General features: G+C 45.1%; 12 protein-coding genes and 1 pseudogene. 2 read left to right on the top strand and 11 right to left on the bottom strand.

The features are described 5' to 3' along the window. Window positions 1-16: 16 nt before the first annotated feature. Complete coding sequence (locus NO352_RS12150; RefSeq protein ID WP_289355776.1) at window positions 17-1927, bottom strand: exosporium glycoprotein BclB-related protein; 1911 nt, start codon at window positions 1925-1927, stop codon at window positions 17-19. 120 nt (window positions 1928-2047) lie between these two features. Then, a complete protein-coding gene (locus NO352_RS12155) occupies window positions 2048-2752 on the bottom strand; it encodes a hypothetical protein (RefSeq protein WP_005547116.1) in 705 nt (234 codons plus the stop codon). A 66-nt stretch (window positions 2753-2818) separates the two neighbouring features. On the opposite strand from NO352_RS12155, the gene NO352_RS12160 reads away from it, so the two are divergent. After that, window positions 2819-3487: a class I SAM-dependent methyltransferase gene (locus NO352_RS12160; RefSeq protein WP_289355777.1), complete on the top strand. Its 669-nt coding sequence runs from the start codon at window positions 2819-2821 to the stop codon at window positions 3485-3487. Window positions 3488-3514: 27 nt separating this feature from the next. Here the strand turns inward: NO352_RS12160 and NO352_RS12165 are convergent, their stop codons facing one another. From NO352_RS12165 to NO352_RS12190, 6 genes are all read right to left on the bottom strand, one after another. Further along, entirely contained in the window at window positions 3515-4648 is a 1134-nt protein-coding gene (locus NO352_RS12165; RefSeq protein WP_289355778.1) for a glycosyltransferase family A protein, read from the bottom strand. A gap of 31 nt (window positions 4649-4679) precedes the next feature. Then, window positions 4680-5657 carry an MBL fold metallo-hydrolase gene (locus NO352_RS12170; protein WP_289355779.1) on the bottom strand — a complete coding sequence of 326 codons (978 nt, stop codon included), beginning with the start codon at window positions 5655-5657 and terminating at the stop codon, window positions 4680-4682. Between the two features lie 46 nt (window positions 5658-5703). Beyond that, the gene (locus tag NO352_RS12175; protein WP_289355780.1) at window positions 5704-6357 is read right to left on the bottom strand and encodes a hypothetical protein; all 654 of its coding nucleotides are present in this window, start codon (window positions 6355-6357) and stop codon (window positions 5704-5706) included. Window positions 6358-6389: 32 nt separating this feature from the next. Continuing rightward, a complete protein-coding gene (locus NO352_RS12180; RefSeq protein WP_262866624.1) occupies window positions 6390-6773 on the bottom strand; it encodes an alpha-helical endospore appendage domain-containing protein in 384 nt (127 codons plus the stop codon). 38 nt (window positions 6774-6811) lie between these two features. Beyond that, window positions 6812-7138 carry an alpha-helical endospore appendage domain-containing protein gene (locus NO352_RS12185; protein ID WP_005547104.1) on the bottom strand — a complete coding sequence of 109 codons (327 nt, stop codon included), beginning with the start codon at window positions 7136-7138 and terminating at the stop codon, window positions 6812-6814. A 240-nt stretch (window positions 7139-7378) separates the two neighbouring features. After that, window positions 7379-7684 carry an alpha-helical endospore appendage domain-containing protein gene (locus NO352_RS12190; protein WP_005547103.1) on the bottom strand — a complete coding sequence of 102 codons (306 nt, stop codon included), beginning with the start codon at window positions 7682-7684 and terminating at the stop codon, window positions 7379-7381. Between the two features lie 229 nt (window positions 7685-7913). Here NO352_RS12190 and NO352_RS12195 point away from each other — a divergent pair, with 229 nt between their 5' ends. Further along, window positions 7914-9062, top strand: a complete 1149-nt coding sequence (locus NO352_RS12195; RefSeq protein WP_289355781.1) for a TPR domain-containing glycosyltransferase — start codon at window positions 7914-7916, stop codon at window positions 9060-9062. A 79-nt stretch (window positions 9063-9141) separates the two neighbouring features. Here the strand turns inward: NO352_RS12195 and NO352_RS12200 are convergent, their stop codons facing one another. From NO352_RS12200 to NO352_RS25280, 3 genes and pseudogenes are all read right to left on the bottom strand, one after another. Then, a complete protein-coding gene (locus tag NO352_RS12200) occupies window positions 9142-10404 on the bottom strand; it encodes a glycosyltransferase family 2 protein (RefSeq protein WP_289355782.1) in 1263 nt (420 codons plus the stop codon). A gap of 48 nt (window positions 10405-10452) precedes the next feature. After that, entirely contained in the window at window positions 10453-11592 is a 1140-nt protein-coding gene (locus NO352_RS25275) for a glycosyltransferase family 2 protein (protein WP_051135126.1), read from the bottom strand. Between the two features lie 96 nt (window positions 11593-11688). Then, window positions 11689-12756: pseudogene (locus tag NO352_RS25280) on the bottom strand (glycosyltransferase family 2 protein); the annotation flags it as partial. Window positions 12757-12919 lie beyond the last annotated feature (163 nt).

The following is a 12919-nucleotide window of genomic DNA, read 5'->3' on the forward strand; positions in this document are numbered from 1 at the left end:
TCCTAAGAGGGTAAACCTATTGAGCTGATTGGATTGTAACTCCTGCACTTGCATAGCCTGCAATTGCAATTGGCTCTTGAACCCCTGAAGTCGTTACGAAGAATACCATAAGCAAACGAGTTTGAGGCGGCACTGGGATATTTAATCCCGATACCAATCCATTCACATGCTCACCCGCAGTTATGACTCCAGTCAATGGTGGCTGCAGATCAACAAGTGTTCCCAGAATCGGAGTAAATATATTGTCTGGTGTGGTTGATTGCCAAAGTTGTGCATGAATGGTTAAGGATTGATTAACCCCACCCATACAGTCTAAGCAGAGTCCTGTTGTAACACTGAAGTATGCAGCTATAGACGTAATGGTTCCGCCAAGTGGAACTGTAAATGCAAGATTGAGCGGTATACCAGGTCCCCCGGTTAAGTCTATTGTAGGTCCAATAATCGTAGGTGTTGGCGCACTGTTACCGAAACCAATAAGAGCGCCAATTCCTGGTGCACCGCATGGCACAGTCGATAACAAGACTGGAAGAAATGATGCAAACGGAATAATAGATGCCACTACCGGTCCAGGCGCACCCGTCGCTCCCGTTACCCCGGTTGCACCTGTTGCTCCTGTTGCCCCAGTGGCTCCTGTCGCTCCCGTGGCTCCGGTTACTCCTGCTCCCGTAGCACCTGTGGCTCCTGTCGCACCTGTGGCTCCTGTCGCACCTGTTGCACCTGCGGCTCCTGTCGCTCCTGTGGCTCCGGTTACTCCTGCTCCCGTTGCTCCTGTGGCTCCTGTCGCACCTGTTGCACCTGTTGCACCTGTTGCACCTGTTGCACCTGCGGCTCCCGTCGCTCCTGTCGCTCCTGTGGCTCCGGTTACTCCTGCTCCCGTTGCTCCTGTGGCTCCTGTCGCACCTGTTGCACCTGCGGCTCCCGTCGCTCCTGTCGCTCCCGTGGCTCCGGTTACTCCTGCTCCCGTTGCTCCTGTTGCACCTGTCGCACCTGTTGCACCTGCGGCTCCCGTTGCTCCTGTCGCTCCCGTGGCTCCGGTTACTCCTGCTCCCGTTGCTCCTGTGGCCCCTGTCGCACCTGTTGCACCCGTGGCTCCCGTTGCTCCTGTCGCTCCCGTGGCTCCGGTTACTCCTGCTCCCGTTGCTCCTGTTGCACCTGTCGCACCTGTTGCCCCCGTGGCTCCCGTTGCTCCTGTCGCTCCTGTGGCTCCGGTTACTCCTGCTCCCGTTGCTCCTGTTGCTCCTGTCGCACCTGTTGCACCTGTGGCTCCCGTTGCTCCTGTCGCTCCCGTGGCTCCGGTTACTCCTGCTCCCGTGGCTCCCGTTGCCCCTGTCGCACCAGTTGCCCCCGTGGCTCCCGTTGCTCCTGTCGCTCCCGTGGCTCCGGTTACTCCTGCTCCCGTTGCTCCCGTTGCCCCTGTCGCACCAGTTGCACCTGTGGCTCCCGTTGCTCCTGTCGCTCCCGTGGCTCCGGTTACTCCTGCTCCCGTTGCCCCTGTCGCACCAGTTGCACCTGTGGCTCCCGTTGCTCCTGTCGCTCCCGTTGCTCCGGTTACACCTGCTCCCGTGGCTCCTGTCGCACCCGTGGCTCCCGTTGCTCCTGTGGCCCCAGTTGCTCCTGTTATTCCTACAGCAACAGGTACCTGTAAAATAGTTTCCAGCTTCGATTGAAGTAACAGCTCTTTTTTCGTAACATCACGAAGCGTGTCTCTTACACTTTGATTGATTAATAATATATCGCTTAAGGTTGCTGGAGGAGATGACACACCCGGCAAAGTTCCGAGCACAAACTGTATTTTTTCTCCTTCAGCGTTGATGATATGGCTTAACCCCAGCTCTTCTAAAGCAATAGAGGACAGCAACAGATTTATAGCGTCATCTCTAGTAACGGAAATAATTGGTGTTATATTGGGAATATTTGCTTGAGACAACAACCATCCCTCCCTATCCTTAAAAGTAATTTCGATTACCCTATACATATATGTTTTTTAAGGATAAGGTGTTCTGGACACTACTGCTACCTAATGCCTATTTCACTCATATCTCCGCCCTTAATAGCAAGGATGGACATAACTACCATACTTAAAAGTCAATCGTTTAAACCCATTATGTCGCATCCACGAATCTACTCGTTTTTCAAATAGCTCGCCGCCATATACCGGATACCGTCTAGATGCAGGATGTGTCTGATTATAGTTAGCATGTTTGAAATCTTGCACATTCACTAGATAACATTGATCAGAGAAGCCGTAGCCGATATAAAAGAGCTCATCCTCACTACCCGCTTCTAACATCGCTTCATCATATCTGCGATTCCACACTGGATTCGCTACCTTAATACAAGGGTTCTGCTCCATTCGCGAAATCGCCTCATCAATCCACGAGAAGGTTGACTCTAGTATGGAATCGCCAGAGAAATGGAGCAAATAAGGTGTCTGGCATCGGTATATACTTACCAGCTCTGCAATAGAATAATAATAGCCTCCGGCAAATGAGTCTTTATCAATCTGAAAATAGTGCAATGCCTCGTCAGCATAATCATCAACGACCTCGAATTTGGTAAGCACGCCTGAATCAACTAGCCGCTGTGCATAGAAGGACACCTCTGCCACATCATTTACATTGTTAATATAGAGAATCACCTCTGAGAACGGGTACTTATTCAGGCTCACCGCTCTTTGCAGTCGATCTGTTTTTAACAACATCCTCCAGTCCTTTTCATAGCATTTGGTTTCGAAGGTAACTTGATATTTCATTTTCTTTCATTATCCTCCATTTATAAACATCAAAAATTCCCCTTATTTTAGAAAGAAGGTATCTATATGTCTGATTGGAAACTACACCGAAAAAGCTTCGAATATGAGCAAATTGCTCCTCATCTGCTCCCCCATTCCGCTTGGCTGGGACATCGAGCATTCGCATATGATCTCATTTCATTTGTAAAGCCACAGTGCATCGTAGAATTAGGCACGCATTGGGGAGCATCCTTCTTCAGCTTCTGTGAAGCAGTCAAAGACAATGGCTTAGCCGCTAAATGCTATGCAGTTGATACATGGGAAGGCGATTCACATTCCGGCTCCTATAGTAAGGATGTATATGAAGAAGTAGAACAGATCGCAGCTGCATTATATCCAGAAGTGGCTGTCCTTATAAAAAGTACGTTTGACGAAGCCTTGCAAAATTTCGAGGATGACTCGATTCATCTGCTTCATATTGATGGATTCCACGAATATGAAGCAGTCCACCACGATTATCATACATGGCTCCCCAAAGTAGCAGAGAACGGGATCGTTCTATTCCATGATATATCCGTCCAACTTCATGGTTTTGGCGTTTGGAGATTTTGGGATGAGTTAAAGACCCAGTATCCCTCTTTCCAATTCGATCATTCTAGCGGATTAGGTGTTTTGTTTCCTAAGGGAGATACGGCTTACTTAGAAATGTATCCTCATATCTCCCAACAGCTTCAGACGATGTATTCAGATAGGTAATCCATTTGTTACACCAATTGTTATGGATTACTGTTTATCGTACCAATCCCAGGGCTTAGCTACCCAATCATACGTATACAGCACTTGCGGAATGCGATGCTGGAGTCGAATGTCTGCAGCGCACCGTCCTCCCCATTCATCATCTTCACCGTAGCTAATGTCCTGGAACTGATGTTCGATAGCAACTCGTTTGGCATAGCACATAAGATGATTCGGTTTGCGATAATAATAATGCTCGTCATGCCCGTGTTGGTATTCAATACCGTACTTGCACAATTTATCTTTAATCCCATTTAGTTTGACCTGTACGTCAAACACGATGCAGTCTGCGCGCGGCTGCTGATCAATAGCCTCCAGCAATGTATCTACATAATTGGGACTGACATGATCATCATCATCAATAAAGGCAACAAATCGACCTTGTGCTTGTTTCAGCAATTGGTTTCGTTTATCGCCAATTGTTCTTTTTTTATTATCAATTAGGACAAGTATCTCTACAGGCTTACCCATAGCCTGCTGATGAAGATCCGCTAGGAGACGAGATAAGGCGGAAAGCCGCTCCGGAACCGACGGAATAAGCAGAGATAGCCCGCAATTCTGAGATCTGCTCCTGTCCAGCTTCTCAAAATAGGGGCTGAAGTATACTTCATTACGTATTACACTTGGATGATCCGGTACATATAGCGCAGCCTGCAGATGATGTTTATAAGCCCGGTTGAGATCTCCCAGCCTGTCATAGCATACACATAACTGCAAATGTGGAAGCCATGTGCGATTGGCATCAGCACCTGAATGAACAGCATCAGATGGAAGCTGTGTCGCCAGTTCATACCAATATGCCGCATCTGACCACAGCTCTTGTATGAAATACTGATAGCCTATATGGCAGCAAAGTTCTGCATTCGGCCGCTCATATTGCAATCTTCGGAACAAGGTTCTTAGCACTTTGGCGTTCATGCCCAGTTTCGTGTAACATGTCGTTAAAAGTCCACAAACGGTAATTGCAGTGGAAGCTTCTAATTCCCCTTTGTCCAACAATCGCTCATAAATTACAATAGCCTGCTCCCACTCGCTTTTTCCCATATATTCATCAGCATCTTCCAGCAGTCCTGAGGATATGTCTGATTCGTGGTTATCTTCTCTTTGCTCGTGTATTTCCAAATGACATGCTCCCCCTTTAGAGCTTTTGAGACTAGCTTGGTACATATAATAAATTGTTCTTTATTATATGTTCCGGCTCCTCATCGGTGTCTGGCATTACATCCCGATGACTTCCTGCCACATACAAATACCCGCCATACAAATACTGCAATACGAGACCTTTTTGATATAGTTCTGTCACGTGTGCATGTGTAATGGCATTGGCAACATGATATTGCTGCACAGACTGCTCAACTTCATACCGTCTCATGACCTTCTCAATAATTGTCTCCATCGTTAGCGGGCTGTCTTGTACGAGGTTCAGGATAAAATGAGTGGTCTCGTTTATCCGGGTCATATGCTGCTTCACCAGGTTCATCATCCCTTTAATACAACCGCCATGATACAGAACATAAGCGGAGGCTCTAAGTGATAGCAGCTTGCGGAATGTACTTTTGGCCTCTGCAATATTCGTATAATAAAGAAGCTTTTGCTTTGACAAAGTATGATAACCGAACATAGCATCGCTGCAATATACAACATCATCTGGTGTAATGACACCAATCATACCGGAGCAATGTCCTGGCAGCGCTAGAATCTGCAGCGTAATAGCCCCAATCTGAAGAGATCCATCCGCATGCGGAATAAAGTCGGTTATGGAATGATCTGGCATGCAAATATTGCCTTCGCAAATGGGGGCCCCAAACGGTAATTCTGAACTGAATATTGACTTATGTCGCAAGTACATACCCGTTTGATGAGTGCTGTATATGTGAATATCTGGATATTGCTCCTTGAAATATTGATTTCCTCGAAATTGTACTTCATGACCATGGGTTATAATAATGGCTGCTACCTTGCAACCGTGTGCCTTGACAGCATGATCCACTTGCTGCGCTACAGTTGTACCCGCACCGCTGTCAATGAGCACCGCACATCTGGTATCGAAATCTAGATATACGCCAACGGCCCATCGCCCTGGAAGATAGTAGCTGGAACCCTCAATCCGAATAAGACCCGTGTCTGCCATCAGGCAATCTCCTTTCCCGATGATTGTGATGTAGCGCGTCAAGCCTTTATTTTCTGTAGTAAATCCTGCTGCCAATTTTAGATACAATCCTATTTTGATTTGACTGCACATCCTCATTCACCTGATGGTTGGTGACAATGAACACTTGTTCTGAAGGTTTCATCTTCGTTTGTTTTTTTGTAGATCGGGGCTTGCGAACATTTTTGGGTACTGATGCGGAACTCGGAGGCCTTCTTTTCTTTACAGCACCGGCCACCTTTACTGCATCCCATACATAGGATACTTGATTGACAGATTGAACAGGCTGAACGATTTTTTGGTTTGGCTGCTCCAGCTTAACTTGATTGAAGGCTCGATAATAGTCCTCTAAATACCGAAGATGATCCTGCAGCTGCTCGACTAATAACCGATTTGTTAGATTCCATCTTCCGAGCAAGAATTGTGTGCGGCGCACAGAATCAAGCACTTCCTTAATCTGTCTATCATCCAAATGCTCGGTATGTGCATCAATTACGGTCTGCTTATATACTTGAACCCTTCGGTACGTGCATAAATGCAGCTCTCTTAACGTATCCACCATGGATAGTATTTGGACAACATGCAATTCTTTATTTTTCTGATCCCATCTTATATCCAGCGCATGGATGAGATGGAACACAGCTAGCAGCATTTTTGACAGTGGTTGAAACGTCTTGTTCATTGCTCATCATCCACCCCGCTCCAGCTTTGTTGTTAATAATCCAAGTCGTTATCTGTGGTATCGAACACATCTCCCTTGCTCCATTTTTGCCCCTTATTCGGGATCTTTGAAGCAGAAGACCTCGTTGGCGCCTGGAACTCCATATGTACGACCATATTTAATTTTTTTAACAGCAGCCATTCCGCCATTAACATGGAATCAAGAATTTGGACCACAGAGGAATTGTAATCTACAATTTCTTTAGGCGTTGGATGAGAAGGGAAATTCTTGTCCTTGCCAACGAATGCCATTGCCTTCTCAGCTTCCGTGAGGAGCAATTGTCCAAGGGCACCTTCTTCGAGAGAGAGCGATTGCAGCAGATGCGCAACAGCCTCATCAATTGTTGGAATGCGGTCATCTTCATTTCGGATGCTCATGTTCTCCCTCCTCTCTCTCCCTAGATATGAACAAATGCCTACTCTTCACAATCCTCACAATGCTCACAATGCTCGTGGTGATGGTGCTTCTCGAGACGAATTACATCTTCCAGCTTAAAATGCAATAACATTTGATTTTTTACAATGTTTCTCAGCATCCGATCTACACTGTCGTTAATTTTAAGCGCCTCTGACAAACACAGCTCCCGTTTCTTAATGACAGCTTGAATTTTTTCTCCTTCTGCGTTGATAATATGGGACAATCCAATTTCCTCAAGTGCGATTGATGTTAGCAGTAAATTGACGACTTCATTCCGCTTCAAAATGATTTCCGGCTTAATATCCGGAATATTGGGCATGGACATTGTACCTTGCCTCCTTATTGTTGTTCTCTTCCTAACCAGATGCATAACAAAGTTCGATTCCCATTATTTTTATGCCACAGGCAAATGTATCATGCTGAGTTTCGGGCTTGATTTGCCCCGGAACATGACAGGTATGCAGCACTTCATGAAAGTGCATTCTCCTGCGGATCTTTATATCCACAGGAGAAATGCAAGTGGAATGAGGTGCTTGCAGTTTTGATACCTAGACCTGCACGTTATTTACAATCCAGGAAAACTTGTAAGTATGCTGTCTAACTTAAATTGGAGCAGCATTTCTTTCTTAATAACATCTTGTAATGTTCTTCTTACACTGTCGTCAATCGCAAGTAAGTCCTCCACTGTTGCTCTTGGGGTGATCCCAGGGGCAAGTGTACCGACAACGAGTTGAATTTTTTCTGCCTCAGCATTCACAATGTGCGCAAGCGCCAGTTCCTCCAGCGCGATTGATGCCAAAAGCAATGTAACGGTTTGACCAAGGGTAATCGAAATAGTGGGTGTAATATTAGGAATATTAGCCTGTGACAAAACAGTTCACCTCTCTCTTTTCCTTTTGCAAGCACCTCATTGCAACTTACGTTAATCATCCTATGTCTGAGGGTTTATCTCATATGCGTAATAATGTTCATTGCTTGGGCATTCTCTCCAGAACAATTTGGACGAAAAAACATGTGCAGTCAAGCAGGTTCCCCTGAATATCAACTCCCGACATCGCATACAGTTATTTATCTCATATGAAGAAAGAAGGGTGAAAATCATGCAATCTCCTACATTATCCATCTGCCTAATTGCTCGGAATGAGGAGGACGTCATCGCACGCTGCTTGCAAAGTATTCGGTCTATTGCAGACGAGATTATTGTTGTCGATACCGGTTCAACGGATCGGACGATTGACATATGCCGAGAATATGGGGCACGTGTACTGACGCATAAGTGGCAAGATCATTTCGCCATGGCAAGGAATTTTGGATTAGAGCAGGCGACTGGGGATTGGATCATGTGGCTGGACGCCGACGAAGAATTGGCTAAGGAAGATCGTGATGAAGTAAAAGCGTTGCTGCCTACATTGGACAAGGACATTTATTCGATTCATTTAATAAATTTTATTGGTGATTCGATTAATGAGAATGATACATATCACATTTCTCATACACGTCTCTTTCGAAATAACAAAGGGTTTAAGTTCCAGTTCAGCATACATGAAATATTAAATATTAAAGATGTGCTGCCAAACCAGGATGAATCTCAAATTGAGACGTTACCAATCAAATTGTATCATTACGGTTATTTAAATGATGTAACCCATGCCAAAAATAAAAATGAGCGCAATATAGCCTTGCTGCATAAAGCGAGGGCGGCCAATGAGCCTAACTCGTGGCTAGAGTACCACTTGGCAAGTGAATACTCCCGAATGAAACAATATGATCAAGCATTCCATTATATCAATTTGGCAATTATTCGTTTTCTGTCTGAAGGACTTGCACCTCCTTCTCTCGTCTATAAGCTGAAATATTCGATCCTGATCGAAACAGGGAGCATCGAAGGGGCTTGGCCTGCAATTGATAAAGCTTTAATCTTATATCCAGACTATGTGGATCTTCATTTATACAAAGGAGTTATCCTCTATCAGTTAGGCAAGTTTGAACAAGCGCTAGAATCGTTCCATAACTGCATCCAATTAGGAGATGAGCAATTGAACCACCTTACACTCCGCGGCAGCGGGAGCTTCCACGCTTATTATTATAAGGGACAATGCTATGAGCAATTAAATAACCTTCACGAAGCAGTTAATGCTTACCGGGCAGCTCTGCAGTTCAATCCTGCATATGAGCCTGCCAATCATGCTCTCCATACGTTGCTTGCAGCCCATCCAGAATGGAGCGAGCATCATTCCGCGATAACATAGATATGAATAAAAGCCTGAACCGGCTTTCCGTATTATAACGGAAAGTAAAGGTTCAGGCTTTCTTACTGCAAGATTTCATTTATACGAGAGTTGCCACACGGATTTCACTTTTGACATAACGACCTGCACTGCTCTCCCCCGGATCTTGATGCTGTAATTCAGACGGAGTGGGGATGGACAACTGAACATTGCGTCGAACCAACCTCAACCGTTCCCCTCCTTCTGCTCGTCTGTCTTCCCGCTCCCTTTCTTCCCTCATCCAGACTGCACTCACTTCTGGCTCCAAAGACCGCTTCAGCGCTCGAAGCTGTCTTCGTTCAGCGGATGGCAAATACTCCGTAGCATCAAGAAGGAAAATGAAATCTTTAGTGGCATATTCAGATACCTGGCGCAGTATGCAATCGCCTACGTCATCTGCAACTTCCGTTGTATGGAGCCATCGAATCGGAACGTTAGTGATTACGCCAATGTCTTCACTTCGATCTCCTGTACAATTGCATACAATAATCTCATCTGCTACCTCAACAACTGATGTCAAACAAGCGTCCAAAGGCTCTGCCCGATTAGTTAATCGAATACAAATCGTAATGGTTGACTCCGCCTTGTAAATCAAGTCGAATATGTCGGCTCCCCACTTCCGGCGTGCTTGCTCCCGATTCGTGTACAACAATTGCAGCAGGCTTGCCTGTTCAAGCTGATTCGTCGTCACATGGCCAACATGATGAATGAAAGCGTCATTCGCAATGAGCATACGGTACCCTGCATTTGCCGTTCGTAAACAGAGATCATCATCCTCATAATTGCCAAGGCCATAACGTTCATCAAATCCTCCAACTTCCTCAACGACACTGCGCTTCATCAGCATACAAAAGCCAACAAGCCGACGAACCTCCGTGACCGTTCCTGCATGTCTTGCTTCATGCTCCTTGGCAAAAGCGTTCAAATCCCATAAATCTGTATAGGTCACTGGAATTTGCTGATGGCCGCTCGAATAATTCGTTAAAGGCCCAACCATTCCGATATCTTCACTGGAATGCAGAACTTTCAGCATATTTGTTAGCCAATTGGGTGTGACAATAGTGTCATTATTCAAGTATAGAATATGATCCCCAGAAGCACGAGCAGCACCTTGATTGCAGCCTTTGGCAAACCCTGCATTTTCCTGATTTTCAATCAAGGTGACGTCTGATTGCAGTCTTAAATAGGGGAGCGTTAAATCAGTTGAACCATTGTCAACGATAATAATCTCGTAAGGCTCCGGCGTATGCTTGCGAATGCTCTCCAGACATCGTATCGTATGGGAAAATTGATTCAATGTTAAAATGACGATACTGACTTTCAACACAATCCCCTCATTTCGCGATCACATACTTTGAACTCGAACTCTCCTTTATTGTTGAATCCGCAGCTTCTCATACCGTTCTTCTCCAAGCTTGTCACGGAAATATTGTTGATTATGGAGCATGCTAGGATGTGAAGGGAGGAAGGATAACGCCACCTCATTATGGTAACAAGCCTTCTCTATCTCCCCAAGCCGATCATTGCATACGCACAATTGCAAATGAGGTACCCACGTCCAGGAAGACGGCTCTACCATCGACATTTGACCTTCATCTGCCGGAAGCTTCGTTGCCTGCTCAAACCAATAGATAGCCTGGTGATAGTGCCCGGAATCCACCCACATAGCTCCGATTGCACAGCATATTTCAGCACGTGGCTTATCGTAGGTGAAGCTGTGGAACAACGCCATAAACTGATTATGTCGTTGACCTAGTTTGCCATAACATTCTGCCATTTTCCGGCATGCTTGAATATTGTCTTCTATCCAGCCTTGCCCTGTATTCAAAAACTTTGCATATCCATTCGCAGCCTCTTCGAAACGGGAATGATCTCGCAATTCATTTGCAAAATAATATAAATCACGTGGCGAAAACTCCTCACCGGCGGCGAGTCTCTTCTCGTAGATTCGGAGATTGCGATCGGTATATTGCTTATCTTTCTTATGGGTTACACATATATCACTATGAATAATATGTCCGCCTACTTCCAAATATTCATGCACGGGCCCATGCCACTTAAACTCGCGGGCTCGCTTAACTAAGCGATTTCTTCGCAGACTGGATGTAGCATTTCCTTTTTCATCTACCATTAATACATAATGCATCGTGACGCTATCAACATCTGGCGAAAGTGTTTTCTTTAGTTCCTTTAAGAGAACTTGATCCTTGATTTCCAGCACATCATCCGCATCTAGCCACAAAATATACTCCTTCGTTGCTTGACTAAAGGCATAATTCCGCGCTGCAGCAAAATCGTCTATCCATTCAAAATCGAACACACGTGCATGAAACTGGGCTGCAATTTCCTTCGTTCGATCTGTCGAGCCTGTATCGACAATAATGATTTCATCCACAATCTTATGGACAGTTCTAAGACAGCGTTCCAAAGCAGTCTCTTCATTGCGCACAATCATACATAAACTTATTGTATTCGGTGCAGACTGATGGATTGACAATTGCGCTTCCTTCATGTTCTCCTGATGAATATCTTCTTGCTGTACCTGATTCGGTGGGTCAAGCAGCAAGCCTAGTGCATCCTTTGCAGAAGTATGACCGCTGTCTTCCCGAAGACAGTTTTCATAAGCCTGAATTGCTTCTTCCCGCTGATTCAACCGCTCTAAGCACTGTCCAATGTAGTACCATGCGTGAAAGCTCCCTACTCCCCGCAAGATAAGATGTTGGAGATTTTCTTCCCCTAACTCAATACAGTGCCGAAACACAGGCAATGCGTAATCGTATTTTTGTTTCAAGTACAAAATAATTCCTTTGAAAAAGTGAAGATCGACGTAATCCGGATACAGGGCAATAGCCTTTTCAATCGATGGCCATGCTCCATCATAGCTACCTAGAATGAGCATTAACTCATATTTTAATTTGTACAAAAGCGATGGCGGCAGCTTGCTCATTTCAATAAATCGCAGTAAGGAAGTATTTACTGATTCATAGGCTTCTGCATACCTTTGCAACCGGTACTGCTCACTAGCAATGTGATAATCGATCCACGGGCTGTATTCCGGCTTTTCTTTTTCAATCTGCAGTAGTCGTAAATTTCGTTCAGACTTGCTGCGTGCTTGGGTAACAATTTGTAAGTATCCATAGTGGTGAATTTTCACAGGCAGGATCTTACATTCAATATGCTCTCCAAGCACCTCTTGAACATTTAACTGTTCATGTATGTTTCCGTTAAATTGAAATCCCATATGATTTCGCAGCAAGCGATGCTGACCAACGATATAAGTCTGTGCGTTGCTTGGCGTATCTTCACCAATATAGTTAATTAATCGGATAACTCCGATATGAGCCATTTCTTCCTGCAAAATATCGCGTACAAACACCGCTTGATCCGGATCCAGTGCCTCATCTGCGTCCATCCACAATATCCAATCGCCCGTCGCCTGCTTCAAACCGAAGTTGCGAGCGTCGGCAAAGCTGTCATTCCAAGGAAACTCATAGATTTTCGCACCATACGATTGGCATATCGATACGGTTTTATCCGTTGAACCTGTATCAACAATAATGATCTCATCCACCACATGTTTCACACTGTCCAGACAGTTGCCGATAAACGATTCCTCATCTTTTACAATCATGCACAGTGACAATCGCTTTTCCAACTTTCCATCCCCCTTACGCATCGCTACATACGATATATGCCGTTAAGTGCCCAATCGTGCATATTAGGGAATGGTTACTTCGACTTCAATCACAATCAAGTGGCTTTTTTCTACGATATTTATAGATTTCTTCCATATATTTTGCAAATGTAACAACATTGTCTTCACTTTTTAATGTTCATTT

The sequence above is a fragment of the Paenibacillus sp. S-12 genome, assembly GCF_030363895.1.
In the GTDB taxonomy this organism is placed as follows: Bacteria; Bacillota; Bacilli; order Paenibacillales; family Paenibacillaceae; genus Paenibacillus_B; species Paenibacillus_B alvei.

Coding starts and splice junctions, on each gene's coding strand:
- NO352_RS12155 (WP_005547116.1), bottom strand. CDS start 2,752: ATGAAATATCAAGTTACCTTCGAAACCAAATGCTATGAAAAGGACTGG.
- NO352_RS12185 (WP_005547104.1), bottom strand. CDS start 7,138: ATGTCCATGCCCAATATTCCGGATATTAAGCCGGAAATCATTTTGAAG.
- NO352_RS12170 (WP_289355779.1), bottom strand. CDS start 5,657: ATGGCAGACACGGGTCTTATTCGGATTGAGGGTTCCAGCTACTATCTT.
- NO352_RS12180 (WP_262866624.1), bottom strand. CDS start 6,773: ATGAGCATCCGAAATGAAGATGACCGCATTCCAACAATTGATGAGGCT.
- NO352_RS12175 (WP_289355780.1), bottom strand. CDS start 6,357: ATGAACAAGACGTTTCAACCACTGTCAAAAATGCTGCTAGCTGTGTTC.
- NO352_RS25275 (WP_051135126.1), bottom strand. CDS start 11,592: ATGAAGGAAGCGCAATTGTCAATCCATCAGTCTGCACCGAATACAATA.
- NO352_RS12195 (WP_289355781.1), top strand. CDS start 7,914: ATGCAATCTCCTACATTATCCATCTGCCTAATTGCTCGGAATGAGGAG.
- NO352_RS12160 (WP_289355777.1), top strand. CDS start 2,819: ATGTCTGATTGGAAACTACACCGAAAAAGCTTCGAATATGAGCAAATT.